This is a genomic window from Mycobacterium sp. URHD0025 (assembly GCF_000426065.1).
Taxonomy (GTDB): domain Bacteria; phylum Actinomycetota; class Actinomycetes; order Mycobacteriales; family Mycobacteriaceae; genus Mycobacterium.
Genome location: NZ_AUEQ01000001.1, coordinates 21,033 through 47,000, shown reverse-complemented (window position 1 = coordinate 47,000; position 25,968 = coordinate 21,033). Strand labels below are relative to the sequence as shown.

The following is a 25,968-nucleotide window of genomic DNA, read 5'->3' as shown; positions in this document are numbered from 1 at the left end:
GTTCTGCATCAGGACATCGGTGACAGTTGGTCCCGCGGGGCGCATCATCAGGCCACTGCGAGATCGCAAGACGGACCCGAGGATCGATGGGTTCATTGACAGCCACCGCCCGAGCCTCGCGACAGAAGTGTCACCGATGTCCTGATGCAGAACTGTCACCGACGTCGTGAGAGATAACACGAATATCGTGTCGGTGGCTGGTGGCATAATCGAACACATGTTCGAGATGGACGCTGATGCCGATTCGGGTGCGGCGTTGATCGATGCGATCACTGCCGCGGCGCGGGCCGAGTCAGCAGCGATCGCGGCCCGATTGACCGCCATCGGGCAACTGGATACCCGCCGGGAACGCGAGTTGGCCGAGACCATCTTTTGGACCACCGATCCGTTCGAGGAAGTGGCCGCCGAAATTTCGGCGGCGATGCGGATCAGCCGCAACCGGGCCGGCACCCAGATCCACCACGCCAGGGTGTTGCGCGACAAACTGCCCCTGGTGGCGGCCCGATTCGCCGCCGGCGACATCGACTACCGGGTGGTGCGGATCATCATCGCCCGCACCGAAACCGTCCATTCCTCGGTGTGGGCACAGCTCGATGAGGCACTGGCGTCGCGGGCGCGGAGCTGGATGCGACTCTCGGAACGCAAGGTGCGCGAACGGGTGGATCAGCAGGTCGCCAAACTCGACCCCCACGGAGTACGAGTCCCACCGGATCTGACCGAAGACGCGTTCGTTCAGATCGACCCGGGCAGCCCCGGACGGGCCACACTATGGGCCAACGTCGATGCCACCGACGCGGCGGCACTGGATCAGCGCCTGGATGCGGTGGCCAACACGGTCTGTGACAACGACCCGCGTACGCATGCGCAGCGACGCGCTGCCGCGATCGGGCCGGTGGCCCGCATGCAAGCCCAGTTGCGCTGCCTGTGCGGGCTACCCGACTGCGCGGCCACGCAGAAACGCGCGGCCGCCAATGCCGCGGTCATCCATGTGCTGGCCGAGCAGGCCACTGTGGACGGCACCTCCAATGATCCGGGGTATCTACCTGGGCATGGCATTCTGCCCGCCCACCGTGTGCGGGAGTTGGTGGCCACCGCCAAACTCAAGCCGCTGCGCGTGCCGGCGGCTACAGCTAAGCGGACCCCACCAACCGAGACGGCCGAACCCAGCGAGCCCAGCGAGTCGGCCGAGACGACTGAGCCGACCGCATCTCCCGAACCGACTGAGCTCGGCCAGCCCGGGTACCGCCCGTCGGCGGGGCTCTCCGAGTTCATCCAGTGGCGCGATCTGACCTGCCGATTCCCCGGCTGCGACGCCCCCGCCCAACGCTGCGATGTTGACCACACCGTGCCCTACCCGGCCGGACCGACCCATCCGTCCAACAACAAGCTCTACTGCCGGGCCCATCACCTACTGAAAACCTTCAGCGCCGGCTGGTCGGATCGCCAATTGCCCGACGGCACCGTCGAATTCACCGCACCCACCGGCCACACCTACACCACCGAACCCCACGGCGCCGCCATGTTCCCGGCATTAGCCACACCGACCGGCAACCTGGAGCTACCCGAACCCGAGGCGCCCAGCCCCAACCGCGGCGCGAGGATGCCGACCCGCCGCAAAACCCGCGAACAAGACCGCCAAAACCGCATCACCGAAGAACGCTGCCTACGCGCTGAACTCAACAACAACCTCGAACACGAACACCAATTCCAAGCCTGGATCGCCGAACACTACGGACCACCCCCACCATTCTGAGTGCCGGCACTGGCGTTACCGCGAAATGCCGAGCAGGATTGGCGTATGAGCATGCCGTGGTGGGAGAGGTACATCGGTCTGCCGATGCTGATGCTGCACGACAAGGTCTACAAGGCCACAGACGGGCGGATCGGGCACCACATCCCCGGCGGTCCGACGACCCTGATCCTGCACACCGTCGGAGCCAAGACCGGTCAGCAGCGCGCCAATTCGCTCGCCTACGCCCGTGACGGCGACGACTATCTGGTTGTGGCGTCAAAGGGAGGCGAACCCACCGCGCCCGGGTGGTATCACAACGTGAAGGCCAATCCGAGGGTGGAGATCAACATCGGCCCGAAGCGGCTCAAAGCGACCGCCAAAGCCGTGCTTCCAGACGGTGCTGACTATCCGCGGCTGTGGCGGATCGTCAATGACATGCCAGGAAACAAGGACCGCTACATCGGATATCAGAAGCGAACGTCGCGGCCGATTCCGGTGATCGTGCTGACGCCCGACGTCACTCCCCGGTGAGCTTCAATGCCGATGCGGGGCACAGCTTGACGGCCTGCCGCGCCTTGTCGATCTGATCGTCGGGCACCTCGTCGACAAGCACTTCGACGACACCGTCGTCGTCCTGATCGAAGATGGCGTCGGAGATCATCACGCAGTTGCCCGATGCGATACAGGCGTCTTGATCTGCTTCTACCTTCATGGCATTCACCACGTTACCGCCAACGATTTCAGCCCGTAGATGAAGTGGAATGACCGGTAGGCGACGTCCTCGAACGGTTCGGCGAGCGCGAGGTCCGGGAACCGGCGCAGCAGGGCCGGGAAGGCGATGCGCATCTCCATGCGGGCCAGCGGGGCACCGAGGCAATGGTGCACGCCGTGGCCGAATGCCAGGTGGCCGGGCGCGCCGCGGCTGATGTCGAGCACATCAGGGTTGGCGATGAAGTGGGGATCCCGGTTGCCCGCGGGCAGTGAGGCAAAGACCAACTCGCCCGCCGGTATCCGCACGCCGGCGATCTCGACTTCTGTGGTGGTGAAGCGGGGGATCGCGTTCTGCACGATGGACAGCCAGCGCAGCAATTCCTCGATGGCGGGAGCGACGGTATCCGGGTCGTCGCGTACCGCGCTCAGCTGGTCGGGGTGGCGCAGCAGTGCCAGGACACCGAGGCCCAGCATGTTCGACGTCGTCTCGTGCCCGGCGAGCAGCAAGAGCCCGGCGATGCCGACGAGTTCGTCGTCGGACAGCTCATCCCCGTGCTCGCGTACCAGCATGCCGAGGATGTCCTCGCCCGGATCGCGGCGTGCCCGCCCCACCAGGCCGCGCATGTACTCGCGGCTCTGCTGTTGCAGCGCAAAGCGTTCGGCGATGGGCAGCGACAGGTCGAGTTGGTGGGCCGAGCGTTGCTGGAAGTCGTCGCGGTCCTCGTAGGGCACCCCGAGCAATTCGCAGATCACCAACGAGGGGATCGGCAGTGCAAAATCGGCCACGAGATCCGACGGCGGGCCGGCCGCTGCCATCGCATCGAGACGGGCGTCGACGATCTCGACGATCCGAGGTTCCAGACGTTTCATCCGGCGGATGGTGAACTCCGCCGTCAGCATGCGGCGCAGCCGCTGGTGTTCGGGCGGGTCAAGCCCCAGAAGGTTGCCTGCCCGTGCGCTGGCCAGCTCCTCGTCGGACATCGCCGGCGCGCCCGGCAGGGCGAAACCCGGTGGTCTGCTGTTGGAGAACCGTTCATGGTCACCCAGTACCGCCTTGACGTCCTCGTGGCGGGTGATCAGGTACACGGCGTTGCCGAGCGCACTGACGACAGTGCGCACTCCGGCGTTCTCGCGGATCTCGCCCAGGTCCGGCGTCGGGTCGAAGGCATTGCGCCGCATGTGCAATGGCGGCAGTGTCGTCGGCCCAGTCATGCCACGACGCTACTCGCGTGCCAGGAACTGCCTGATCAACGTGTTGACGAGGCGGGGATTCTCCAGCGCGGCCAGGTGCGCGACGCCGTCGAGCACCGTCACGTCGGCCCCCGGAATGGCGTCGGCCATCGCGATGGTCTCCCGCAGCGGGAACGTCGCGTCTTCGGCGCCGGCGACCACGAGCACCGGCGCCTTCACGCGGGAGAGCAACGTCCGCTGGTCCGGGCGCCGCGGTACCACGCTCTGCACCGCCCAGGCGGCGGAATCGACGTCGACGCGGTGCACGGCGTTCCGTACGAAGGCAACCACTTCGGGACGCGTGTGAAACGTCGTCGGGCCGAGGAACGCCGTGAGCACCGGTCGGGTGAGGGGACCGCGGATTCCCCTGAGCGTTTTGGCCATCCGCAGCAGCAAACCGTACTCCAACTTCTGCGCTCGCCCGGCGGGCGATGCCGTGCAGTTCATCAACACGGCACGGCCGATGCGGCTCGGGTGCAACGCCGCGAACGTTCCACCGATCATCCCACCCCACGAGTTGCCGACGAAGTGCGTGCGCTCGACGCCCACGCCGTCGAGAATGTCGGCGACGACATCGGCGCAGTCGGTGAAACTGAAGGGGGCGGTGAGCTTTTCGCTGCCGCCGTGACCGGGCGGGTCGACGACGATGACCCGGTGATCGGGCTCGAACTCCTGCACCTGCCCGGCCCACATGTCGCCGGTCATCAGCAGGCTCGGCCAAAACAGCAAGGCATCGCCGTCGCCGCGGACCTGGACGCGAAGGCGGCCGAGTTTCGTCGGCACTCGCAGCTCCTGCACACCTGCCAAGCTAGCGCTCGGCGTGCAACCCCGGCCACCAGATCCGCGGGCCGATCAACGTGAAGAGCGCCGGGATGATCACCGTGCGGACCACGAACGTGTCCAGCAGGATGCCCAGGCCGACGATGATGCCCAGCTGTGTCAGCACGATCAGCGGCAGCACGCCCAAAACGCAGAACACTGCGGCCAGCACCACACCGGCGCTGGTGATCACCGCACCGGTGGCCGACACCGCCCGCACGATGCCGTGGCGGGTGCCGTGTTCCGGTGTCTCCTCGCGGGCCCGGGTGACCAGGAAGATCGTGTAGTCGACGCCGAGGGCCACCAGGAACAGGAACGCGAACAGCGGAGTGCTGTTGTCCAGAGCCGGGAATCCGAATATGTGGACGCTGGCCCAGCCGCCCAGCCCGAGTGCGGCCAGCGCGCTGAGCACCGTCACCCCGACCAGCACCAGTGGCGCGAAGGCGGACCGCAGCAGCAGGTAGAGCACCGCCAGCACCACCGCCAGAATCGCCGGGATCACCACCATCCGGTCACGCTGCGCTGCTTTGGCGATGTCCCTCGCCTGGGCGTCGGACCCGCCGACCAACGCGGTACGGTCCGCCGAATGTACCGAATCGCGCAGGGCGTCAATCGTTTTGAATGCCTCGTCGGAGGCGGGTTCGGCCTTGAGCACCACCGACCACTGGCTGAGCCCGGTTGGTGACTGACCGACAGGTCCGGCGGAGACAACACCGGGGGTGTCGGTGATCGCGCGCTGCACCGCACCGGCTTTGGCGGTCGACGCGATGACGCGGGTGGGGTCGGTGAGACCGCTCGGGAAGTGGGCGGCCAGCGTCTGATAGCCGGTCACCGATTCGGCCTGTACCCGGAACTGCTCGGTCTGGGTCAGCCCGATCGGTGTGGCCAGCAGAGCGGTGCACAGCACAGCCAGGCCCGCCAATGAGACCACCGCGACGCGGGCGGGCTTGTGCGCCACGGAGTCTGCGATCCGGTGCCAGACACCGCTTTCGGTCAACGGCGTGGCGCCGACCTCGGGAATGAAGGGCCAGAACAGTCGCTTGCCGCACAGCGCGAGCAGCGGCGGCAGGACGACGAGAACGAAGATCGCGGCGACGATCAGACCCGAAGCGGCTTGCACGCCGAGGCTGCGGTTGCTCGGTGCCGAGGCGAACAGCAAGGTCAACAGGGCCAGCACCACGGTGGCGTTACTGGCCACGATCGCGGGGGCGGCGGCCCGCACCGCCGTCACGAGCGCCTCCCGATGCTGCTCGGTGCGCCCGAGTTCCTCCCGGTAGCGCGAAATCAACAGCAACGCATAGTTGGTTCCCGCGCCGAACACCAGCACGCTCGTGATGCCCGACGTCGACCCGTCCGGGCTCAGACCCAATCCGGACGCCACCGCGGTCCCGACGACGGCACCGACACGGTCGGCGAAGGCGATGACCAGCAGCGGTACCAGCCACAGCACCGGCGAGCGGTAGGTGACGATGAGCAGCAGCGCCACTACCGCCGCGGTTACCGCGAGCAGCGTGATGTTCGCTCCGGCAAACGAATTGGCGATGTCCGCACCGAAGGCCGGACCGCCGGTGATCTCTGCCCGAAGTCCGGCGGGCAAGCCGTTGGTGGCGGTTGCGCGCAGATCTTTGACGGCGTCGTTCAGCCCGAAACCGGACAGCCCGGCCTTCAACGGCACGGTGGCCACCGCGGCCTTGCCGTCGTCGGCGACCACCACGGGCGGCCCGGGCGCATCGGTCATCCGGTGGCGGGCGTCCGCGGTGGCGTCGACGTCGCCGCTGGTGAGCTCACCGCCGTCGGTGCGGGTCACGACGAGGATCGCCGGCACCTGATCGCCGCCGGGGAAATCGGCTCGCAGCGCGTCGGCCCGTGCCGATTCGGCATCGGCCGGGACGGCGACCGGCGATTGTGAGGCGGAGTCGCCGCCGCTGAGCAGGCCGAGCAGCCCGCCGGAGACCAGCACCACCAACACCGCGAGCCACGCCAGCCGCTTAATCACGATTCAGTGTCGCCTCTTCCAGATCGAGCCCATGCAGCACAGTACGCAGCACTTCGTCGTCGATGTGGCCGGCGTCGCGTTCGGCGATGAACGCGTCGCGTTCGGCGGCAAGCATTTCCAGTCGGAGCCGGCGGAACGCGGACGCCGGGCTCTCGCCGATGTCGTCTTCGCCGCGTCCGAGCCGCTCCCATGCGGCGTTGCGGCGCCGGGTGTTCCATGCCCGCAGCACGTCGGCGGCACGTTCGGGCACATCGCTGCCGGCCGGTTGTTCGGCCAGCAGCGAGTCGAGTCGTTCGGCCGCGGCCCGGGCCGCCTTGTCCTGCGCAGCGGCCGTGGCGATCGCGTCGCTGTGCGCCTCGTCGCCTCGCGCGTCGAGTACCCGGATGAACCACGGCAGCGTCAGGCCGTGCAGGAGCAGCGTTCCGACCACGACCACGAAGGTGAGGAACACCAATTGGGGTCGGCCGGGGAAGGGATCGCCGGCCAGTGTGGTGGCGGGAACGCCGAATGCCGCGGCCAGTGACACCACGCCGCGCATCCCGGCCCACGCGACCACGAACACCTGCCCGGCCGGCGGTGCGGGCTCGTGGGAGCAGAGCTGTTTGGACAGCATCCGGGGCACATAGGTGGACGCGAAGACCCAGACGATGCGCACCCCGATCACCGCGGCGAGGACCGCCGCCGACGAGATGGCCAGCGTGGCCGCCGAGATGCCGGACAGTTCGCTGATCACCTTGGGCAGTTGCAGGCCGATCAGCAGGAATGCGAACGACTCGAGGATCAGCTGCAGTGCCTTCCACACGGCCTTGTCCTGCAGTCGGGTGGCGTAGCCGGCCTGCGTTTCGCGCTGGCCCAGCAACAATGCCGCGACCACGACGGCGAGCACGCCGGAGCCGTGGATCTCCTCGGCCAGCAGGTAGATGAAGAACGGTGCGACCAGGCCGATCGCGCTCTCGACCAGTGGGTCGTCGAGCCGGGTGCGGATGAAGTGCACCACCATCCCGATCACGCCGCCCACCACGGTGCCGCCGACCGCGGCCAACGCGAACGTGGCCAATCCGCTGCTCCAGGTGGCGGCCGTGCCGATGGCGGCGCCGAGTGCCACCTTGTACGCGGTCAGCGCGGTGGCGTCGTTGAGCAGGCTTTCCCCGCCGAGCAGGGTCATGGTGCGCCGCGGCAGTCCCAGCCGGCGGCCGACCGCGGTGGCTGAGACGGCGTCGGGCGGGGCCACGATGGCGCCGAGGGTCAGGGCCGCGGCGACCGTCAGTTCGGGGACGGTCTGGTAGGCGACGATGCCGACGACGAACGTCGTGGCCAGCGGCAATCCGACGGCGAGCAGCCCGATCGGGCGGATGTTGCGGCGCAGCGCCACGTAGCTGCTCTCCAGGCCGGCCGACCACAGCAGCGGAGGCAGGATCACGAACAGCACCAGTTCGGGATCCAGGTGGACATCGTCGAATCCGGGCAGCGCGCTGCCCGCCAATCCGGCGACCACCAGCGCCAACGGCGCCGAGACGTCGAAACGGCGGGCGACGGCGGCCAGCAGGACTGCGGCGACCAGCGCCGCCAGGAGTGAGGCACCCACGTTGTCGTTCCTCCTTCGTGTGCCGTGCCTATCCTTGATCAACATGTTGAGGAGATCACGTCGGCGTGAGCACAATCCGGCGCCTCGCACCTGTGCCCATCTTGATGACGAGGTCGACGAGCCGCAGCCGGTGACCCCAGGGCATTGTCAGGAATGCGAGGAGCTCGGCGAGAGTAGCTGGGCGCATCTACGGATGTGCATGGCGTGCGGTCACGTCGGTTGCTGTGACTCCAGCCCGCATCAGCATGCCACCAAGCACTTTCAGCAGAGCGGTCATCCGGTGATGCGCTCGGCGGAACCCGGCGAGAGTTGGCGTTGGTGCTATATCGACCATCGGGTCGGGTGACGATCTGGCAGGGTGGAGCGTGCGATGAGTGAATCGATAGAGGACGCGCAGCCCACGGGGGAAATCCCTGACCTGGTCGAGGGTGCGGGAGACGAGCAAGCAGACAAACCCAGCGAGCCTGCCGCGACGGTGCTGCTGCTGGGTTCGGGTGACCTGAGCCGTGAGCTCGCGCTGGCGTTCCAGCGGCTGGGCGGTGTCGTGGTGGCTGCCGACCGGTACTACGCGCCGGCGCACGGTGTCGCCGATCGCTCGGCGGTGATCAAGATGAACGACGCCGAGGAACTCACCGCGCTGATCGAGCGGGAGAAGCCGCGCTACGTGGTCGCCGAGTCCGGCGTCATCGCCGCCGATGCGCTGGTCGCGGTGGCCGAGCGAGGCGACATCGAGGTGCTGCCCGCCCCGCGCAGCATCCGGCTCAGTCAGGACCGGGAGGGTCTGCGCCGGCTCGCGTCGGACGAGCTGGGCCTGCCGACCGTGCCGTTCTGGTTCGCCGGGTCGGCCGAGGAGCTGACCGCGGTGGCCGAGCACGCCGGCTTCCCGTTGGTGGTCAAGCCGGTGATGGGCGCGCAGCGCGACGGTGAGTCGGTGCTGCTGCGTCCCGACGACGTCGAACCGGCCTGGCAGCGCGCCACGACCGCCGGACACATCGCCCAGAGCCGGGTGCTGGCCGAGTCGGTCGTCGAGGTCGAATACGAGATCACGATGCTGACCGTGCGCACCACCGGACCGACCGGTCCCGGAGTGCAGTTCTGTGAGCCGATCGGGCATCGTCAGGTCGGGACGGACGTGCTGGAGTCCTGGCAGCCTCAGCCGCTGACGCCGGCGGCGCTGGATGCCGCGAAGTCGATCTCCGCGCGCATCGTCAACTCACTGGGCGGGCGCGGGGTCTTCGGTGTCGAGCTGCTGGTTCAGGGTGACGACGTGTACTTCTCCGACGTCCGCATCCGTCCGCACGACAGCGGATTGGTGACCCTGCGGTCGCAGCGGTTGTCGGAGTTCGAGATGCATGCCAGGGCCATCCTCGGTCTGGCGGTGGACACCATCATGATCTCGCCCGCGGCTGCCGAGGTCACCTACGGTGGGGCCGACGCCGGCGAGCCGTCGACCGACATCGCCGCGGTGCTGGCCGAAGCGCTGGCCACGTCGGAGAGCGATGTGCGGCTGTTCGGTCGCCCGGGCGAGTCCGACGCTCCGCGGCGTCTCGGGGTCGCGTTGGCCACTGCGCCCGACGTGATCATCGCCCGTGACCGTGCCAGACGGGTCGGCACCGCGCTGCGCAAGCTGTGGTAGGCCGTGATGGCTGACGAGGCTGACGAAACCGAAGATCGGCCCACGATGGCGCCGTTCCTGGGCGCGTTGGCCGTCATTGCGCTCGTGGTGATCGTTGTTGTCCTGCTCAACACCTTCGGCGCCGACGGGCGCAGCGCGGAGCAGAAGGTGAGCCTCGCGGCGGTGGGCCAGAATGACGCTCTGCAGCGGGAGAACTTCGGCGAATTCTCCGATCACACCTGCTCCGCCCAGCGCGGCACCGAGGCAGATTTCATTGCCCGCCAGCGTGATTGGGTGGCCAAGCAGGGCGCACGGTATGTCGACGACGTGACTGCGGTGCATGTCGAAGGGGAGCGGGCCACGGCAACGGTGGTCTACCACTTCGCCAATACCCCCGACGCCAAGGTGAACACCGAGACGGTGTTCGTGCGTGAGGACGGCCAATGGCGCGTCTGCTCGAGTATGGGAGACTCACGGCCGTGAGCTATGCGGGAGACATCACGCCTGAGGAGGCCTGGAAACTTCTGAGTGAGAACTCCGAGGCCGTGCTGGTGGACTGTCGGACCGACGCCGAATGGCGCTTCGTCGGTGTGCCGGATCTGTCCAGCCTTCAGCGTGACGTGGTGTACGTGGAATGGAACCGGAACGACGGCAGCCATAACGACGCGTTCGTCGACGATCTTCAAGCGTCGGGAGTGACTCCCGGCGAGCGGCCGGTGGTCTTCCTGTGTCGCTCCGGCAACCGTTCGATCGGCGCTGCCGAGGCCGCCACCGCGGCCGGTATCGCGCCGTCCTACAACGTGCTCGACGGTTTCGAGGGCAATCTCGACGAGAACCGCCACCGCGGCGGCGCGGGTTGGAAGGCCGTCGGCCTGCCTTGGAAACAGAGCTAGGGGCAGTCATGAGCGACGAGATTCCCTCGGTCCGGATTCCTGCTGCGCTGCCCGACGGGGTCAGCCAGGCCACCATCGGTGTGCGCGGGGGGCTCCTGCGGTCGGAGTTCGAGGAGACCGCCGAGGCGATGTACCTGACGTCGGGCTACGTCTACGAATCCGCAGCCGCGGCGGAGAAGGCGTTCACCGGCGAGATCGACCGCTTCGTGTACTCCCGCTACGGCAACCCGACCATCTCGATGTTCGAGGAACGGCTGCGGCTCATCGAAGACGCGCCGGCCTGCTTCGCCACCGCTACCGGCATGGCGGCGGTGTTCACCGCGCTCGGGGCGTTGTTGGGTGCCGGTGACCGCCTGGTGGCCGCCCGCAGCCTGTTCGGGTCGTGCTTCGTGGTGTGTAGCGAAATCCTGCCGCGCTGGGGCGTGGAGACGGTGTTCGTCGACGGCGACGACCTGTCGCAGTGGGAGCAGGCACTGTCGGTGCCGACCCAGGCGGTGTTTTTCGAGACGCCGTCCAACCCCATGCAGTCCCTGGTGGACATCGCCGCGGTGTCCGAGCTGGCTCATGCCGCCGGCGCAAAGGTGGTGCTGGACAACGTCTTTGCCACTCCGCTGTTGCAGCAGGGCATTCCGCTCGGCGCTGACGTGGTGGTGTACTCCGGCACCAAGCACATCGACGGACAGGGCCGCGTGCTCGGCGGGGCGATCCTGGGCGACAAGGAGTACATCGACGGCCCGGTGCAGAAGCTCATGCGCCACACGGGCCCGGCGATCAGTGCGTTCAATGCCTGGACGCTCCTGAAAGGCCTTGAGACGCTTGCGGTCCGGGTGGACTATTCGAACCGTTCGGCCCAGCGGATCGCTGAATTCCTGGAGGCCAAGCCCGGCGTGAACTGGGTGAAGTACCCATTCCTGGAATCGCATCCGCAATTCGACCTGGCCAAGCGGCAGATGCGCGGCGGCGGCACCGTGGTCACCTTCGAGTTGGATGGCGGCAAGGACCGTGCTTTCGAGGTGCTCGACAAGCTGCGCGTCGTCGACATCTCCAACAACCTGGGCGACGCCAAGACGCTGATCACTCACCCGGCCACCACCACGCACCGGGCGATGGGGCCGGAAGGCCGGGCCGCGATCGGGCTGGGTGACGGCGTCGTCCGCATCTCGATCGGCCTGGAAGGCACCGAGGATCTGATCGCCGATCTGGATCAGGCGCTGGGGTAGCAGTGTCCCGCGGATCCGACGCCAAGAAGGCCCGCCGCCGTAAGCGGCAGGCCGACCGGAGTGTGCACCGGGTGTCGGCGGAGTCGGTCGACGAACTGGCGGACATCCCCGATGCGGTCGTCGCCGATCTGGCCGAGTTCGATGAGCGAATCACCGCGCGCGGCTGGACTTTTGACGAGGAACAGTCAGGCGACGACTTCGCGGTGTGGTTCTACGAACCGTCCGGGGCTCAGGTGGAGGACGGCCTCGAGGTGACGTCGCTGTGGCTGGATGCGGCCGAGGACGGCGAGATCGTGCGGGTGGTTTTCGTCAGCAGCGTCGAGCGCTACGAGTTCACCCATGAGGAGTTGCTCGACGGTGCCCTCGACGTGATCGAGGGCTACCGCGCCGGTCAACCCCTGCCGAAGTTCTAGCTTTCGATGACTCCCTGAGCCGTCTGGGCCCGGTCCTCGTAGCTCTTGCGCTTGGCGGCGTCGAACTCCAGGAACACGTTGTCCAGGCCCAGCTTCTTGTTCATCCAGCGCCTGCCCTTCGGCGGCAGCATCTGCGCGGCCTGGGCGGTGAACCGCAGTGGCGGCGGCACCGACACATGCGTCTTGGGCTTGTTGAGGGTTTTGACGATGGCTGCTGCGATGTCCTCGGGCTCGACCGGCTTGATCGCTCCACCGGACTTGGTGCCCGCGATCAGGTCGGTGTTGGTGAAAGGCGGCATGATCACGGAGACGTCGACGCCGTGCGGGGCCATTTCATCGGCGAGCGCGGTGGTCAGCCCGACGACGGCGTACTTGGCGCCGACGTAGACCACCTGGCCCGGCAGCGGGATCAGGCCCGACAGCGAGGCGATGTTGATGACGTGGCCGCTGCGGCGCCTCACCATCTCCGGCAGTGCCAACTGGCAGCCGGTGAGCACGCCGTACACGTTGACCTCGATGTTGGACCGGATCGACTGTTCGCTCTGTTCGAGGAACGGGCCGACCGGCATGACACCGGCGTTGTTGATCAGCACGTCGATGTGTCCGCCGCCGTCGGTACGGGCCTTGTCCAGGAACGTCGCGAAGGACTCCCGGTCGGTGACGTCGAGCGGGTAGCCGGAGACCTGTCCGAGCTTGGTCAGCTCGACGACGGCCGACTCCTGAAGTGCCACGTCACGGTCGCCGATCACGACGCGGGCGCCATGTGCCAGCAGGGCCTTGGCGGTGGCGTAACCGATGCCGCGGGCTGCGCCGGTGATCGCGATGGTCTTGCCCCTGATGTTGTCCATGGCGGCGAACTTTACACGTGTCAAGTTTTGGGCGGAAGGGGGTCGTCGAAGCGGCGTAGTCTGAGCGGGCGTGATGGCGAACGGCACCGATCAGCAGGCAATTACCGAAACCGCAGAAGATTTCTTCGACCGGATCACCGCGGCGATCGACAGCGCAGGGTTGACGCTTTTGTTGAGTATCGGTCACCAGACCGGGCTGTTCGACGCGATGGCGAAGCTGCCGTCGGCGACCAGCGCCGAGATCGCCGAGGCGGCCGGCCTCGATGAGCGCTATGTCCGGGAATGGCTGGGCGGGATGGCTGCGGGGCAGGTGGTCGACTACGACACGGATGCCTCGACATATCGGTTGCCCGCCCACCGCGCCGCTGCGTTGACGCGCGAGTCCGGCCTGGGCAACCTGGCGCGGCTGGCCCAGTACGTCCCGCTGATGTGCGAGGTCGAACAGAAGATCCTCGGCTGCTTCCGCGACGGTGGCGGCTTGAGCTACGGCGACTATCCGCGCTTCCACACCGTGATGGCCGAGCGCAGTGGTGAGGTGTTCGACGCCGCCCTGATCAGCGACGTGCTGCCGTTGGTCAAGGACCTCCCGCGGCGGCTTGAGGCCGGGATCGACGTCGCAGACTTCGGTTGTGGCAGCGGGTACGCCATCGGTCTCATGGCCCGGGCCTATCCGGCCAGCCGATTCACCGGTATCGACTTCTCCGACGAGGCGACTGCCACCGGGGCCGCCGAGGCGGCCCGGCATGGGCTGACCAATGTCGCATTCCTGCCCGCCGACTTGGCGGATCTCGACGCGACCGCGGCATACGACCTCATCACGGCGTTCGATGCGATCCATGACCAGGCGCAGCCGGCTCAGGTGCTGGCGAACATCTACCGTGCGCTGCGGCCGGGTGGGGTGCTGCTGATGGCCGACATCAAGGCCTCCAGCCGGCTGGAGGACAACATCGGGGTGGCGATGAGCACGTATCGCTACGCCGTGTCGCTGACGCATTGCATGTCGGTCTCGCTGGGCTTGGGTGGCGCCGGGCTGGGGACGATGTGGGGCAGGCAGGTGGCCGTGTCGATGCTGGCCGATGCCGGATTCGCCGATGTGGAGGTTGCCGAGGTCGACCAGGACCCGTCGAATTACTACTACCTCGCCAGGAAATGACCGGCGCGGCAGGTTTTCGATCAGGCTGAGTCTGTGGGCATATCCCGCCCACGGCTGTGCGTTGAACTCGCCGTGGGTAACGAAGCGGTGGTTAAGTCAGCCCCCGTGAGTGGTGTGCAGTTTGTGGCGGCCGGCCTGGACGATCCGCTGGCCGGACCGCTGCTGGCAGAGTTGGCAGTGGAGTACTCGGAGCGCTATGGGGGGACTCCCGAGCTCATAACGAATTGGCTGGTCAGTGCGCCCGAGCAGTTCGCGCCGCCGGGCGGCGGCCTCTATGTCGGGTTGCTCGACGGCGTGCCGGTCACCGGCGGTGCCTTCACCCGATTCGACGCCGAGACCGCGGAGCTCAAACGCATCTGGACCGACAGCCGCTTCCGGCAGCGCGGATTCGGCAAGGCGCTGCTGGCCCACCTGGAGACCGAGATCGCCGCACGCGGGTATCGCCGGGTGTATCTGACGACGGGGCACCTGCAGCCCGAGGCCGAGGCGCTCTACGACTCGGCGGGCTATGCCCGGTTGATCGCGCCGTTGCCGCCGGAGGCTGACGGGGCGGTCTTCCCGATCGCGTTCGAGAAGAAGCTGCGCGAGGAGTCCACATGACCGTGCCGCTCTCGATCCTCGATCTGGCTCCGATCAGTGCGGGTAGTGACGTGGTGACCGCACTGCGGAACACCGTCGACTTGGCCCGTCATGCCGAACAGTTTGGCTACCAACGGTATTGGGTTGCCGAACACCACTTCGTATCGGTGGCGAGCTCGTCGCCCGCGGTCCTGGTGGGCCAGATCGCCGCGGCCACCGAACGGATCAGGGTCGGTACCGCAGCCGTGCAACTCGGCCACACCACGGCCATCGCGGTGGTGGAGAGTTTCGGCACGCTGGCCGCGTTCCATCCCGATCGGATCGATCTGGGAGTGGGCCGCTCGGGTCAGAAACGCGCCGAAGCGGTGCGGGCCAAGCCCCGGGAGCCCAGGCCGCCGCGTGAATGGCACGAGATCGACGGTGTGGTGATACCCACGCCCTACGACGTCAGTGCCCTGATGCGCGATCCGCGGTTGCGCTCCCGGATGGCGGTGTTGCAGCAACCCGAGGCTGTGGCACCGGATTTCGCCGAACAGGTCGACGACATCCTGGCGATGCTCGCCGGCCGCTATCCGGTGGGCACGGCCGTGCCCGGCGCGGGCGCCGGCCTGACGCCGTGGGTGTTCGGCAGCAGCAAGGGGCAGAGTGCCCGCGTGGCCGCTGCCCGCGGGCTACCGTTCGTCGCGAGCTATCACATCACCCCGGCCACCGCGCTGGAAGCAATTGAGGTGTACCGCAACGGATTCACCCCTTCGGAGCACTTGTCCGAGCCGTATGTGGCGGTATCGGCCGACGTGGTGGTGGCCGACGATGAAGCCACCGCGCGACACCTCGCCTCCAGCTACGGCCACTGGGTGTATTCGATCCGCGCGAACGGCGGCGCGATGCCGTACCCGGACCCGGACGAATGCGTCCCGCTGTCCGACGAGCAGCTGGAGGTGGTGCGGGACCGTACCGCAACACAATTCGTCGGCGACCCCGATCAGGTGGCCACGAGGCTTGAGGCCCTCCAGCGGGTCAGCGGGGCCGACGAACTCGTCATCACCTCGGTCACGCATCGGCACGAGGACCGGTTGCGGTCGCACCAGCTGATCGCGCAGCGGTGGGGCCATTAGCGGCTAGGCTGGCTCCCGAAGCTGTCGTAGCCGCTAGGGGGGTATTTGCCGAGTTCGCAGGTAATCGTGGGATCGCTGCTGCTGGCAGCGGCTGCGGTGGTGTTCGCGACCGGTGTGGCTTTGCGGCTGTTCATCGGCCGACGGGCTGAATCAGCGGAATCTCGGCGGCGGATGCACGCATTTCGCCGGACCAAATTTGCCCGGGTGTTGTTCGGGACGGTGTACGACGACGAGGAGTTCGATCCCGACGAACTCGACCAGATGGTCTTGATGCCGACGATCGTGCTGGCCTGCGGCTTGTGCCTGACAGGCTTCTTCCTGTTGGGCTACCGCATCCTGCAGCACTAGCCGGGGCGGGTGGTTCAGCTCTTGCCGAGCCCGGAGGCCATGAACCGGCCGATCGAGGTGAGCGCCTGCTTCCTCGACATCAGCCGGGTCTGGACGAACAGAAATGCGCGGCTGGCGAACCCGGGCACCACCGTCGGTTTGCGACCCAGGGCCGAAAGCACTTCCGGCACCACGGCTGCCGGCTCGGCCATCAGCCAGCGCGGGTACTTCGACAGCGTGTCGCCCTGGGTGTTCATCAGTCCGGCGATCATGACCAGTACGTCCACGCCGGTGCCGCGCAACTCGTACCACAGCGCCTGGCCGAACATGAGCTGGAAGGCCTTGTTGGCCGCATACGCCCCGGTGTACGGACCGGAGGTGAGCCCGACGCCCGAGGACACGATGATGATGGCGCCACGACCACGGCGACGCATCTCGGTGCCGAAGCGGTGAATGAGATTGGTGTAGCCGCGGGCATTGATGTCGATCATCCGGCTGTGTGTCTCCAGCGGCATGTCGAGGATGGGCGGCGTGTCGGTCGGAGTGAACATGTGGTTGCAGATCAGCACGTCGACGACGATGTCCGCTATCGCGGTCTCGATCGCGGCATAGGGGGCGGGGTCGCCGAGATCGCATGTGGCAGTGCGGACCTGGATGTCGAACTGATCGCGGAGTTCTCGCGCGCGCAGGCCCAGATCGTCGTCGAGCACGTCGACGAGGACGAGGTTGAGCCCTTCGGCCGCGAGCCGGCGCGCGAACGCGTATCCGAGGCCTTCCGCGCGCGCCGAGCCGGTGATCAGCGCCCAGCCCCCGGCGTAGTCGGAGATCTTCGATGTGCGCATCGCTCACCCGTGCCGGGCCGCGGCTGCGGAAGCGGCAGCGGCGATCGGGCCGCGCCACACCGGTCCGTGTCCGGGCAGCATCACGTCGGCGTCGACCGCGGCCAGCGCCTTCAGGCTCGACAGGCAGCCGGCCTCGTCGTGGTTGAACAGTGCCGGCAGCAGCTGCGGTCCGGGGCGGGGCGCCAGGGGATGCCCGGTGACCAGGGCGTCTCCGCTGATCAGGACCCCGTCGACGATGAACGAACAGTGCCCGCCGGTGTGACCCGGGGTAGGGACTGGTGACGGCTTGCCCGGGAGGTCGTCCTGGTCGGTCAGCGCCTGAGCGGTGGGAATGCCGGCGTGGTTCATGCCGCCCTTGGCGGTGATGGTGGCTGCCCACTTCAGCCAGCGGGGCTGCCAGATGTTGCGCACCACATCCGCGGGCGCTGCCTGCTCCAGATACTCGCGCTTGGTGTGGCCCAGCTCGGCGTCATGGCAAAACACCGGCGTGCCATGGGTTTTCGCCAGCCAGATGGCGGTTCCGAGGTGGTCGATGTGGGCGTGGGTCAACAGCACGGCGGCGATGTCGTCGACGGTGAACCCCAGCCGGCGGACCGAGCCGATGACGTCTTCGCGTTGCCCCGGGAACCCGGCGTCGATCAGCATGACGCGGTCCCCGTCGGTCACCAGCGTCCAGTTGACCAAGTCTGTTTGGGCGAAGTGCACATGCTCGGTGATAGCGCTCAGGGCTGCTGCCATGTCGCGAGTTTAGGCGGAGGAGTAGAAACGAACTCGTGGACTTGAAACTGGGATACAAGGCATCGGCGGAGCAGTTTGCTCCGCGTGAACTGGTGGAGTTGGCGGTCGCCGCGGAGGCGGCGGGCATGGACAGTGCGACCGTCAGCGACCACTTCCAGCCGTGGCGTCACGAGGGCGGGCATGCGCCGTTCTCCCTGGCCTGGATGACGGCGGTCGGTGAACGCACGGAACGGCTGGTGTTGGGCACCTCGGTACTGACGCCGACGTTCCGCTACAACCCCGCGGTGATCGCGCAGGCCTTCGCGACCATGGGTTGCCTGTACCCGGACCGGGTCTTCCTCGGCGTGGGTACGGGTGAGGCGCTCAACGAGATCGCCACCGGGTACGAAGGCGACTGGCCCGAGTTCAAGGAGCGCTACGCCCGGCTGCGCGAGTCGGTCAAGCTCATGCGCGAGTTGTGGCTCGGTGACCGGGTGGACTTCGAGGGTGAGTACTACAAGACGAAGGGCGCCTCGATCTACGACGTCCCCGAGGGCGGCATCCCCATCTACATCGCCGCCGGTGGGCCGCAGGTCGCCAAGTACGCGGGCCGGGCCGGTGACGGGTTCATCTGCACGTCGGGCAAGGGCGAGGAGCTCTACAAGGACAAGCTCATCCCCGCGGTGAAGGAAGGTGCGGAGGCCGCCGGGCGCAACGCCGAGGACATCGACCGGATGATCGAGATCAAGATCTCCTACGATCCAGACCCGCAGAAGGCGCTGGAGAACACCCGCTTCTGGGCGCCGCTGTCGCTGACCGCCGAGCAGAAACACAGCATCAACGACCCGATGGAGATGGAGAAGGCCGCCGACGAGCTGCCCATCGAACAGGTCGCCAAGCGCTGGATCGTCGCCTCTGATCCCGACGAGGCCGTCGAGATGGTCGGCCAGTACGTCAAGTGGGGGCTCAACCACCTGGTCTTCCACGACCCTCGCCACGATCAACGCCGCTTCCTCGAACTGTTCAAGAACGACCTGGAGCCCAGGCTGCGCAAGCTGGGTTAAGCGCTGTTCACGGAACGCTGAACTGCGCCGACCGCGCCATGGCTCGTTGCGGTGAGCCGGACCCGGTCGGCGCGGAACAGGTCGTAGGCGTACTCGAATGGCTCGCCGGTGTTGTCGCGCGCGACGCGTGTGATCGCCAAAAGTGGCTTGCGGTGGGCGATGTCGAGCCATTGCGCCTCACGCGGGCTGGCGCTGACCACTTCGATGGTCTCGGTCGTGACAGCTGGTGTCAGGTCGTACCGGACCCGCAACAACTCATAGAGTGAACCGCCGAGTGGTTGTTCCAGCAGGTCCTCCATGCGTTCGGCGACGAAGCAGGAAAGGTCTACCGACAGCGCCACCCCGTCGGCGAAGCGCAGCCTGCGGACGGTGATCACCTCTGCGTTGTCGGCGATTTCGAGGGCATGCGCTTCGACCTGGGTGGCCGGTCTGCGGTCGGTGGCCAGGACCCGGGTGGCGCTGCTGTGTCCGCCGCTGCGCAACCGGGCGGGAAGCCCGGCCAATTCGGCCGCGTTGCGTTCCACGACGTCGAAACGCACGAAGGTACCGCCGTTGCGCCCGGTGCGACGCTCCAGTACACCCGCCTGACTCAACGGCAGTAGCGCGCTGCGCAGCGTGGACCGCGACACCGCGAAGTTCTCGGCCATCTCACGCTCGGTGCCCAGCCGTGAGCCGGGGCCCAAGGTGCCCACGGCCAACATGGACAGGATGCGGCGACGCACGTCCTCGGCGACAGGGCCGCCGGATGTCGGGGACATGCCCCGAGTGTGAACCAAATCGACGCCACACGGCATACCAAAAGCCACCGTTAACATGACCGCAACAAACGGGTTGACCCGCAACAAGTTTCGAGTTGCCCGCTGGCCTGGGCGGGATGACAATGTGCTGCGTCGCACCACAATGCCGTCGGCGACGCCAAACAATCAGACCAAATAGTGGTCCGAAAGTCGTCCTCAGTAAGGACCCGCAATGAGTGAGATCATCGATCCGCCGGCACCGTCGAGTGCCGGAGTCCAGCGCCTCAAACCCAACGCCGTGGGACTGGTCGGCGTGCTGTTCATGGCGGTCGCCACGGCCGCCCCCATCACGGCAATGGTCGGCAACGTGCCGATCGCGGTCGGCTTCGGCAACGGTGCCTACGCGCCCGCGGGGTACTTCGTCGCCACCATCGTGCTGACCTTGTTCGCCATCGGCTACGCGGCGATGAGCAAGCACATCACCGCCACGGGAGCCTTCTACGGGTACATCTCCCACGGTCTGGGCCGTGTCGTCGGCCTGGGGGCGGGCTTTTTGACCGCACTGGCCTACATGGTGTTCGAGGCATCGCTGATCGGCATCTTCTCGTTCTTCGGCAACGATCTGTTCAAGTCGTTCTTCGGCATCGACGTGCCATGGGTCATCTTCGCCGTCGTGATGCTGGCGGTGAATGCCGTGCTGACCTACTTCGACATCAACCTGGCGGCCAAGGTGCTCGGGGTATTCCTGATCACCGAGATCATCATGCTGGCCATCATGGCTCTGTCGGTGGTGTTCACCGGTGGCGGCCCGCAGGGTTGGTCGCTCGGATCGCTCAACCCGCTCAACGGTTTTCAGAGCCTCTCGGGTGAGGTGGCCGGTGTCGACGGCAGCATGATCACCGTCGCCGGCTCGGCCGGCGTCGGCCTGTTCTTCGCGTTCTGGTCATGGGTGGGCTTCGAGTCCAGTGCCATGTACGGCGAGGAATCCCGGAACCCCAAGAAGATCATCCCGATCGCGGTGATCTGTTCGGTGGTCGGCATCGGCGCGTTCTACGTCCTGGTTTCGTGGTTGGCAATCGTGGGCACCGGACCGCAGAATGCGATTGCGCTGGCGCAGGATTCGACGACCGCGGGTGACATCTTCTTCAACCCGGTGCACCAGCATCTCGGTCAGTGGGCCGTCGACATGTTCAAGATCCTGTTGATGACGGGCTCGTTCGCCTGCGGCATGGCGTTCCACAACTGCGCCGCGCGCTACCTCTACGCCATCGGCCGGGAGAACGTCATCCCCGGCATGCGCAAGACGATCGGCGCCACCCATCCGGTGCACGGCTCACCGCACATCGCCGGATTCGTCCAGACCGGCTTCGCCACCCTGGTCGTGCTGTTCTTCGACCTGACCGGACGTGATCCCTACACGGGGCTCTACGGCCTGATGGCATTGCTGGGTACGACCGCCATCATGATCGTGCAGGCCCTGGCGGCGTTCTCGGTGATCTCGTACTTCCACGTGCAGAAGCGTCATCCGGAGACGGCGAACTGGTTCACCACGTTCCTGGCGCCGCTACTGGGTGGGACCGGGATGCTCTACGTCATCTACCTGCTCGCCAAGAATGCATCGTTTGCTGCGGGTTCAGCCGCGTCGGACTGGGTCTTCACGTCGATCCCGTATGTTGTCGGCATCGCCGGAATCGGTGGTGTGCTGTGGGCGCTGTTCCTGAAATTCCAGGATCCGCAACGCTATTCCGATCTGGGGCGCACAGTGTTGGAGGAAGCGCACGAACGTTAGGGGCCACGAATGTGAGGGGCAAGCGGCCATGAGTTTTTCCAACATCATGGATTCGAACAGCTACAGCGGTCTGTCGACCGATCCGCAGACCGCACAGCTGATCGAGACCCGCACCCGCCTGTTGGGCCCGGCGTACCGGCTGTTCTACGAACGGCCGGTACACCTGGTCCGGGGCAGCGGCAGCCATCTGTTCGACGCCGAGGGCGAGCGCTACCTCGATGCGTACAACAACGTCGTCAGCGTCGGGCACTGCCACCCGCGTGTGGTCGCCGCCATCACTCGTCAGGCCGAGACCCTCAACACGCACACCCGGTATCTGCACGAAGGCATCGTGGAGTACTCGCAGCGGCTGTTGGCCACGCTCCCAGCAGAAGTCGGCCAGGTGATGTACGCCTGCACCGGCTCGGAGGCCAATGACCTCGCCCTGCGGGTCGCCCAGATGTACACCGGGGCACGTGGGGTGATCGTCACCCGCGACGCGTACCACGGCAATACCGCAGCGGTGACGGCGATTTCGCCGTCGATCGGCGGGGCCACCGCCATCGGCCCGCACGTGCGCGCCGTGGCCGCACCGGACAGCTACCGCGCGGGTGAGGATGTGGCCGGCCGGTTCCTGACCGACGTCGACGCCGCGATCGCCGACCTGAAGGCGGCCGGTCACGGGCTGAGCTGCCTGATCGTCGACACCTTCTTCTCCTCCGACGGCATCTATCCCGATCCGTCGGTGCTGGCTCCGGCGGTGCGGGCGGTCCACGCGGCAGGCGGAGTGTTCATCGCCGACGAGGTACAACCCGGGTTCGGCCGTACCGGGGAATCGATGTGGGGCTTCAGCCGCCACGGTGTCGTCCCCGATCTGGTCACCATGGGCAAGCCGATGGCCAACGGCCTACCGGTGGCGGGGTTGGCCGGGCGCAGCGAGGTGCTCGAGGCGTTCGCTCGCGAGGTGCCGTACTTCAACACCTTCGGCGGCAATCCGGTGTCGATGGCCGCGGCGGCCGCGGTGCTCGATGTCATCGAGGACGAGCAGTTGATGGCCAACGCGGCCCGGGTGGGCACAGCGCTGCGCGACGAGCTGGCCCGGATCGCCACCGCGAATCCCCGCATCGGCGACGTTCGTGGCGCCGGGTTGTACGTGGGGATCGAGATGGTGACGGACGCCGAGCAGAAGATCCCCGACCGGGCCGGTGCGCACGACCTGGTCAATGCGATGCGCGATCGCAAAGTGCTGATCTCGGTCTGCGGGGCTGACGGCAATGTCCTCAAGGTGCGCCCACCGTTGGTGTTCTCGATGAGCGACGTGGACTGGTTCTGCACGGAATTTGCGGGGGCGGTGGCGGCGCTGCCCTGACCTAGGGAATGCTGGAGCGGTGCCGGATGGAGACATCGCGACCGCGATCTACGTAGCGTCGCCCGAAGGGGACACCGGTAAATCGACCATTGCGCTGGGAATTCTGCATCGCCTGGCCGCGACCGTGCCCAGAGTGGGCGTGTTCCGTCCCATCACCCGCCTGGGTGAGGACCGCGACTACATCCTGGAACTGTTGCTGGCCGGTACCACCGCCGGGCTGAGTTACGACGACTGCGTCGGTGTCAGCTATCAGCAGGTGCACGAGGACCCCGACGTCGCCATCGCCGACATCGTCGACCGGTTCCACCGCGTGGCCGAGAAGTGCGATGCCGTGCTGATCGTCGGCAGCGACTACACCGACGTCGCCACCCCCAGCGAGCTCAGCATGAACGCGCGCATCGCGGTCAACCTCGGTGCGCCCGTGGTGCTGGCGGTCAAGGCGGCCGACCGCACCCCCGACGAGGTCGCCCACGTGGTCGAGGTGTGCCTGGCCGAACTCAACCACCAGCACGCCCACGCCGCCGCCGTGGTCGCCAACCGGTGCGATCCGGCCCAGCTGACCGCGGTGGCCGAGGCGCTCAAACCGCTCGGGCCGCCCGCCTACGTGCTGCCCGAGGAGCCGCTGCTGGTCGCGCCGTCGGTGGCCGAACTGCAGGTGGCGGTCGACGGCACGATGATCGCCGGGGATCCGGAGTTGCTGTCCCGCGAGGCGATGGGTGTGCTGGTGGCGGGCATGACCGCCGAGCACGTGCTGGAGCGCCTGACCGAGGGCATCGCGGTGGTGACGCCGGGTGACCGGTCCGATGTGGTGCTGGCCGTGGTGAGCGCCCATGCCGCGGAAGGTTTTCCGTCACTGTCCTGCATCATTCTCAACGGCGGGCTCGAGCTGCATCCGGCCATCGCCTCGCTGGTCGAAGGGTTGGGGCTGCGGCTGCCCATCGTGGCCACCGAATACGGCACGTTCGAGACCGCGAGCCGGGTTGCCGGGGCCCGCGGCCGCGTCACCGCGAAATCGCAGCGCAAGATCGACACCGCGCTGGCGCTGATGGACAAGCACGTCGACGTCAACGATCTGCTCGCGCAGCTGAGCATCCCGATACCCGCGGTCACCACGCCGCAGATGTTCACCTACCAACTGCTCGACCAGGCCCGCTCGGACCGCAAGCGCATCGTATTGCCCGAAGGTACCGACGATCGCATCCTCAGGGCCGCGGGCCGGCTGCTGCAGCACCAGGTGGCCGAGCTGACCATCCTCGGTGAGGAAAGCCAGATCCGTTCCCGCGCAGCCGAACTCGGGGTGAACATCGATGCTGCCGTCGTCCTCGATCCGCGTACCAGTGAACTGTGTGACCAATTCGCCGAGCAGTACGCCGAATTGCGCCGCAAGAAGGGCGTCACCGTCGAGCAGGCCCGCGAGACCATCCACGACGTCTCGTACTTCGGCACCATGCTGGTCCACAACGCGATGGTCGACGGCATGGTCTCCGGTGCCGCGCACACCACCGCGCACACCGTGCGTCCGGCCTTCGAGATCATCCGCACGGCGCCCGGGATCTCCACGGTGTCGAGCATTTTCCTGATGTGCCTGGCCGACAGGGTGCTGGCCTACGGTGACTGCGCGATCGTTCCCGATCCGACCTCGGAGCAGCTTGCCGACATCGCGATCTCCTCGGCCCGCACCGCCGCGCAGTTCGGCATCGATCCGCGGGTGGCCATGCTGTCCTACTCGACAGGCACCTCGGGCACCGGGGCCGATGTCGACAAGGTCAGGGCCGCAACCGAATTGGTGCGACAACGGGAGCCGGACCTGCTGGTGGAAGGGCCGATCCAATACGACGCCGCGGTCGAGCCGTCGGTGGCGTTGACCAAGATGCCCGAATCGGCCGTGGCCGGGCGCGCCACCGTGCTGATCTTCCCCGACCTCAACACCGGCAACAACACGTACAAGGCCGTTCAGCGCAGTGCCGGCGCCATCGCGATCGGCCCGGTGCTGCAGGGTCTGAACAAGCCCGTCAATGACCTGTCCCGAGGTGCGCTCGTGGAGGACATCGTCAACACCGTAGCGATCACGGCGATTCAGGCGCAGGGACAGGGGCACAACGGATGACAGTCCTGGTGGTCAACTCCGGCTCGTCGTCGCTGAAATACGCGGTGGTGAATCCGGACACCGGTGAATTCCTGGCCGACGGCATCATCGAACAGATCGGCTCGGACCAGATACCCGATCATGACGCCGCGCTGCGCGCCGCCTTCGACAAGCTGGCCGCCGAAGGGCTGCACCTGGACACCCTCGGCCTGGTGGCCGTCGGACACCGGGTGGTGCACGGCGGCAAGACCTTCTACCGGCCCACATTGGTCGACGCTGAGCTGATCGCCAAGGTCGAAGAGCTGTCTCCGCTGGCCCCACTGCACAATCCGCCGGCCCTCCTCGGCATCGAAGTGGCGCGCAAGCTACTGCCCGATCTGCCGCACGTGGCAGTGTTCGACACCGCGTTCTTCCACAATCTCCCCGAGGCCGCGGCGACCTACGCCATCGATCGCGAGGTCGCCGAACGCTGGGGTATCCGGCGCTACGGGTTCCACGGCACCTCGCACGAGTACGTCAGTCAGCAGGCCGCCGCCTACCTCGGGCGGCCCTACGAATCGCTGAATCAGATTGTGCTGCACCTGGGCAACGGTGCGTCGGCGTCGGCGATCGCCGGGGGCAGGCCCGTGGACACGTCGATGGGCCTGACGCCGATGGAGGGCCTGGTGATGGGCACCCGCAGCGGTGACATCGATCCGGGCATCATCATGTACCTCCGGCGCAGTGCGGGTATGGGTGTCGAGGAGATCGACACCATGCTCAACCGGCAGTCGGGTGTGCGTGGTCTCGGCGGTGAGAACGACTTCCGCAAACTGCACGCCCGGATCGAATCCGGCGACCACAACGCGCAATTGGCCTACGACGTCTACATCCACCGGCTGCGTAAGTACGTCGGTGCCTACCTCGCGGTGCTGGGCCGCACCGACGTCATCAGCTTCACCGCGGGCGTGGGGGAGAACGACGCCGCGGTGCGCCGCGATGCGCTGGCCGGCCTGACCGGGCTGGGAATCGAGATCGACGAGGCACTCAACGCCGGAGGGTCACACGAAACCCGGACGATCTCGACACCGGACTCGCCGGTGACGGTGCTGGTGGTGCCGACCAATGAGGAGCTGGCGATCGCGCGGGCAAGCGCGGCGCTGGTCTGAC

General features: G+C 67.0%; 26 protein-coding genes. 17 read left to right on the top strand and 9 right to left on the bottom strand.

The window, feature by feature from the left end; all coding sequences use genetic code 11:
• Positions 1-217 precede the first annotated feature (217 nt).
• The gene (locus H977_RS0100230) at positions 218-1,753 is read left to right on the top strand and encodes an HNH endonuclease signature motif containing protein (protein WP_029105971.1); all 1,536 of its coding nucleotides are present in this window, start codon (positions 218-220) and stop codon (positions 1,751-1,753) included.
• 51 nt (positions 1,754-1,804) lie between these two features.
• The gene (locus H977_RS0100225; RefSeq protein ID WP_081681597.1) at positions 1,805-2,263 is read left to right on the top strand and encodes a nitroreductase family deazaflavin-dependent oxidoreductase; all 459 of its coding nucleotides are present in this window, start codon (positions 1,805-1,807) and stop codon (positions 2,261-2,263) included.
• Here H977_RS0100225 and H977_RS0100220 read toward each other — a convergent pair.
• From H977_RS0100220 to H977_RS0100200, 5 genes are read right to left on the bottom strand one after another with little or no spacing between them, the layout of a single operon-like run.
• Positions 2,250-2,444 carry a ferredoxin gene (locus H977_RS0100220; RefSeq protein WP_029105969.1) on the bottom strand — a complete coding sequence of 65 codons (195 nt, stop codon included), beginning with the start codon at positions 2,442-2,444 and terminating at the stop codon, positions 2,250-2,252. The two genes, H977_RS0100225 and H977_RS0100220, sit on opposite strands and share 14 nt — an antisense overlap.
• Before the next feature lie 5 nt (positions 2,445-2,449).
• Positions 2,450-3,655, bottom strand: coding sequence for a cytochrome P450 (locus H977_RS0100215; RefSeq protein ID WP_029105968.1), 1,206 nt, complete (start codon positions 3,653-3,655; stop codon positions 2,450-2,452).
• A gap of 9 nt (positions 3,656-3,664) precedes the next feature.
• Positions 3,665-4,471, bottom strand: a complete 807-nt coding sequence (locus H977_RS0100210; RefSeq protein WP_029105967.1) for an alpha/beta fold hydrolase — start codon at positions 4,469-4,471, stop codon at positions 3,665-3,667.
• A gap of 10 nt (positions 4,472-4,481) precedes the next feature.
• Entirely contained in the window at positions 4,482-6,488 is a 2,007-nt protein-coding gene (locus tag H977_RS0100205) for an MMPL family transporter (RefSeq protein ID WP_029105966.1), read from the bottom strand.
• Positions 6,481-8,073: a Na+/H+ antiporter gene (locus H977_RS0100200; RefSeq protein WP_029105965.1), complete on the bottom strand. Its 1,593-nt coding sequence runs from the start codon at positions 8,071-8,073 to the stop codon at positions 6,481-6,483. The genes H977_RS0100205 and H977_RS0100200 overlap by 8 nt, the downstream gene beginning before the upstream one ends.
• A 43-nt stretch (positions 8,074-8,116) precedes the next feature.
• Between H977_RS0100200 and H977_RS34610 the strand changes: the two genes are divergently transcribed.
• From H977_RS34610 to H977_RS0100170, 6 genes are read left to right on the top strand one after another with little or no spacing between them, the layout of a single operon-like run.
• Positions 8,117-8,419 carry a UBP-type zinc finger domain-containing protein gene (locus tag H977_RS34610; protein WP_081681555.1) on the top strand — a complete coding sequence of 101 codons (303 nt, stop codon included), beginning with the start codon at positions 8,117-8,119 and terminating at the stop codon, positions 8,417-8,419.
• A 24-nt stretch (positions 8,420-8,443) separates the two neighbouring features.
• Positions 8,444-9,709 (top strand): formate-dependent phosphoribosylglycinamide formyltransferase, encoded by a 1,266-nt coding sequence (purT, locus tag H977_RS0100190; protein ID WP_029105964.1) that lies wholly within the window; start codon positions 8,444-8,446, stop codon positions 9,707-9,709.
• A 6-nt stretch (positions 9,710-9,715) separates the two neighbouring features.
• A complete protein-coding gene (locus tag H977_RS0100185; protein ID WP_029105963.1) occupies positions 9,716-10,171 on the top strand; it encodes an Rv0361 family membrane protein in 456 nt (151 codons plus the stop codon).
• A complete protein-coding gene (locus H977_RS0100180; RefSeq protein ID WP_029105962.1) occupies positions 10,168-10,581 on the top strand; it encodes a rhodanese-like domain-containing protein in 414 nt (137 codons plus the stop codon). Before H977_RS0100185 ends, H977_RS0100180 begins: the two co-directional genes overlap by 4 nt.
• Before the next feature lie 8 nt (positions 10,582-10,589).
• Positions 10,590-11,801 (top strand): O-succinylhomoserine sulfhydrylase, encoded by a 1,212-nt coding sequence (locus tag H977_RS0100175; RefSeq protein ID WP_029105961.1) that lies wholly within the window; start codon positions 10,590-10,592, stop codon positions 11,799-11,801.
• Positions 11,802-11,803: 2 nt separating this feature from the next.
• Positions 11,804-12,214 (top strand): hypothetical protein, encoded by a 411-nt coding sequence (locus tag H977_RS0100170; RefSeq protein ID WP_029105960.1) that lies wholly within the window; start codon positions 11,804-11,806, stop codon positions 12,212-12,214.
• Here the strand turns inward: H977_RS0100170 and H977_RS0100165 are convergent.
• Entirely contained in the window at positions 12,211-13,062 is an 852-nt protein-coding gene (locus H977_RS0100165; RefSeq protein ID WP_029105959.1) for an SDR family oxidoreductase, read from the bottom strand. The genes H977_RS0100170 and H977_RS0100165 overlap by 4 nt on opposite strands.
• A 73-nt stretch (positions 13,063-13,135) precedes the next feature.
• Between H977_RS0100165 and H977_RS0100160 the strand changes: the two genes are divergently transcribed.
• The 4 genes from H977_RS0100160 to H977_RS0100145 all read left to right on the top strand — a co-directional run bounded on the left by H977_RS0100160 (position 13,136) and on the right by H977_RS0100145 (position 16,257).
• Positions 13,136-14,215, top strand: a complete 1,080-nt coding sequence (locus H977_RS0100160; RefSeq protein ID WP_029105958.1) for a class I SAM-dependent methyltransferase — start codon at positions 13,136-13,138, stop codon at positions 14,213-14,215.
• A gap of 105 nt (positions 14,216-14,320) precedes the next feature.
• The gene (locus H977_RS0100155) at positions 14,321-14,815 is read left to right on the top strand and encodes a GNAT family N-acetyltransferase (protein WP_036474708.1); all 495 of its coding nucleotides are present in this window, start codon (positions 14,321-14,323) and stop codon (positions 14,813-14,815) included.
• Positions 14,812-15,909 (top strand): LLM class flavin-dependent oxidoreductase, encoded by a 1,098-nt coding sequence (locus tag H977_RS0100150; protein ID WP_029105956.1) that lies wholly within the window; start codon positions 14,812-14,814, stop codon positions 15,907-15,909. Before H977_RS0100155 ends, H977_RS0100150 begins: the two co-directional genes overlap by 4 nt.
• Before the next feature lie 66 nt (positions 15,910-15,975).
• Positions 15,976-16,257 (top strand): hypothetical protein, encoded by a 282-nt coding sequence (locus H977_RS0100145; protein ID WP_029105955.1) that lies wholly within the window; start codon positions 15,976-15,978, stop codon positions 16,255-16,257.
• 14 nt (positions 16,258-16,271) lie between these two features.
• Here the strand turns inward: H977_RS0100145 and H977_RS32165 are convergent, their stop codons facing one another.
• Together H977_RS32165 and H977_RS0100135 are read right to left on the bottom strand one after the other, a co-directional pair.
• Complete coding sequence (locus H977_RS32165) at positions 16,272-17,078, bottom strand: SDR family NAD(P)-dependent oxidoreductase (protein ID WP_051288480.1); 807 nt, start codon at positions 17,076-17,078, stop codon at positions 16,272-16,274.
• A 3-nt stretch (positions 17,079-17,081) separates the two neighbouring features.
• A complete protein-coding gene (locus H977_RS0100135) occupies positions 17,082-17,816 on the bottom strand; it encodes an MBL fold metallo-hydrolase (RefSeq protein WP_029105954.1) in 735 nt (244 codons plus the stop codon).
• Between H977_RS0100135 and fgd the strand changes: the two genes are divergently transcribed.
• Positions 17,810-18,859: a glucose-6-phosphate dehydrogenase (coenzyme-F420) gene (gene fgd, locus H977_RS0100130; RefSeq protein WP_196808156.1), complete on the top strand. Its 1,050-nt coding sequence runs from the start codon at positions 17,810-17,812 to the stop codon at positions 18,857-18,859. The two genes, H977_RS0100135 and fgd, sit on opposite strands and share 7 nt — an antisense overlap.
• Here fgd and H977_RS0100125 read toward each other — a convergent pair.
• The gene (locus tag H977_RS0100125) at positions 18,856-19,617 is read right to left on the bottom strand and encodes a GntR family transcriptional regulator (RefSeq protein WP_029105952.1); all 762 of its coding nucleotides are present in this window, start codon (positions 19,615-19,617) and stop codon (positions 18,856-18,858) included. The two genes, fgd and H977_RS0100125, sit on opposite strands and share 4 nt — an antisense overlap.
• 211 nt (positions 19,618-19,828) lie before the next feature.
• On the opposite strand from H977_RS0100125, the gene H977_RS0100120 reads away from it, so the two are divergent.
• The 4 genes from H977_RS0100120 to H977_RS0100105 are packed head-to-tail and all read left to right on the top strand — an operon-like array spanning position 19,829 to position 25,967.
• The gene (locus tag H977_RS0100120; protein ID WP_029105951.1) at positions 19,829-21,385 is read left to right on the top strand and encodes an APC family permease; all 1,557 of its coding nucleotides are present in this window, start codon (positions 19,829-19,831) and stop codon (positions 21,383-21,385) included.
• Between the two features lie 28 nt (positions 21,386-21,413).
• Positions 21,414-22,733, top strand: a complete 1,320-nt coding sequence (locus tag H977_RS0100115) for an aspartate aminotransferase family protein (protein WP_029105950.1) — start codon at positions 21,414-21,416, stop codon at positions 22,731-22,733.
• Between the two features lie 19 nt (positions 22,734-22,752).
• The gene (gene pta / locus H977_RS0100110) at positions 22,753-24,840 is read left to right on the top strand and encodes a phosphate acetyltransferase (protein WP_029105949.1); all 2,088 of its coding nucleotides are present in this window, start codon (positions 22,753-22,755) and stop codon (positions 24,838-24,840) included.
• Complete coding sequence (locus tag H977_RS0100105) at positions 24,837-25,967, top strand: acetate kinase (protein WP_029105948.1); 1,131 nt, start codon at positions 24,837-24,839, stop codon at positions 25,965-25,967. Before pta ends, H977_RS0100105 begins: the two co-directional genes overlap by 4 nt.
• The last annotated feature ends 1 nt before the right edge of the window (position 25,968 follow it).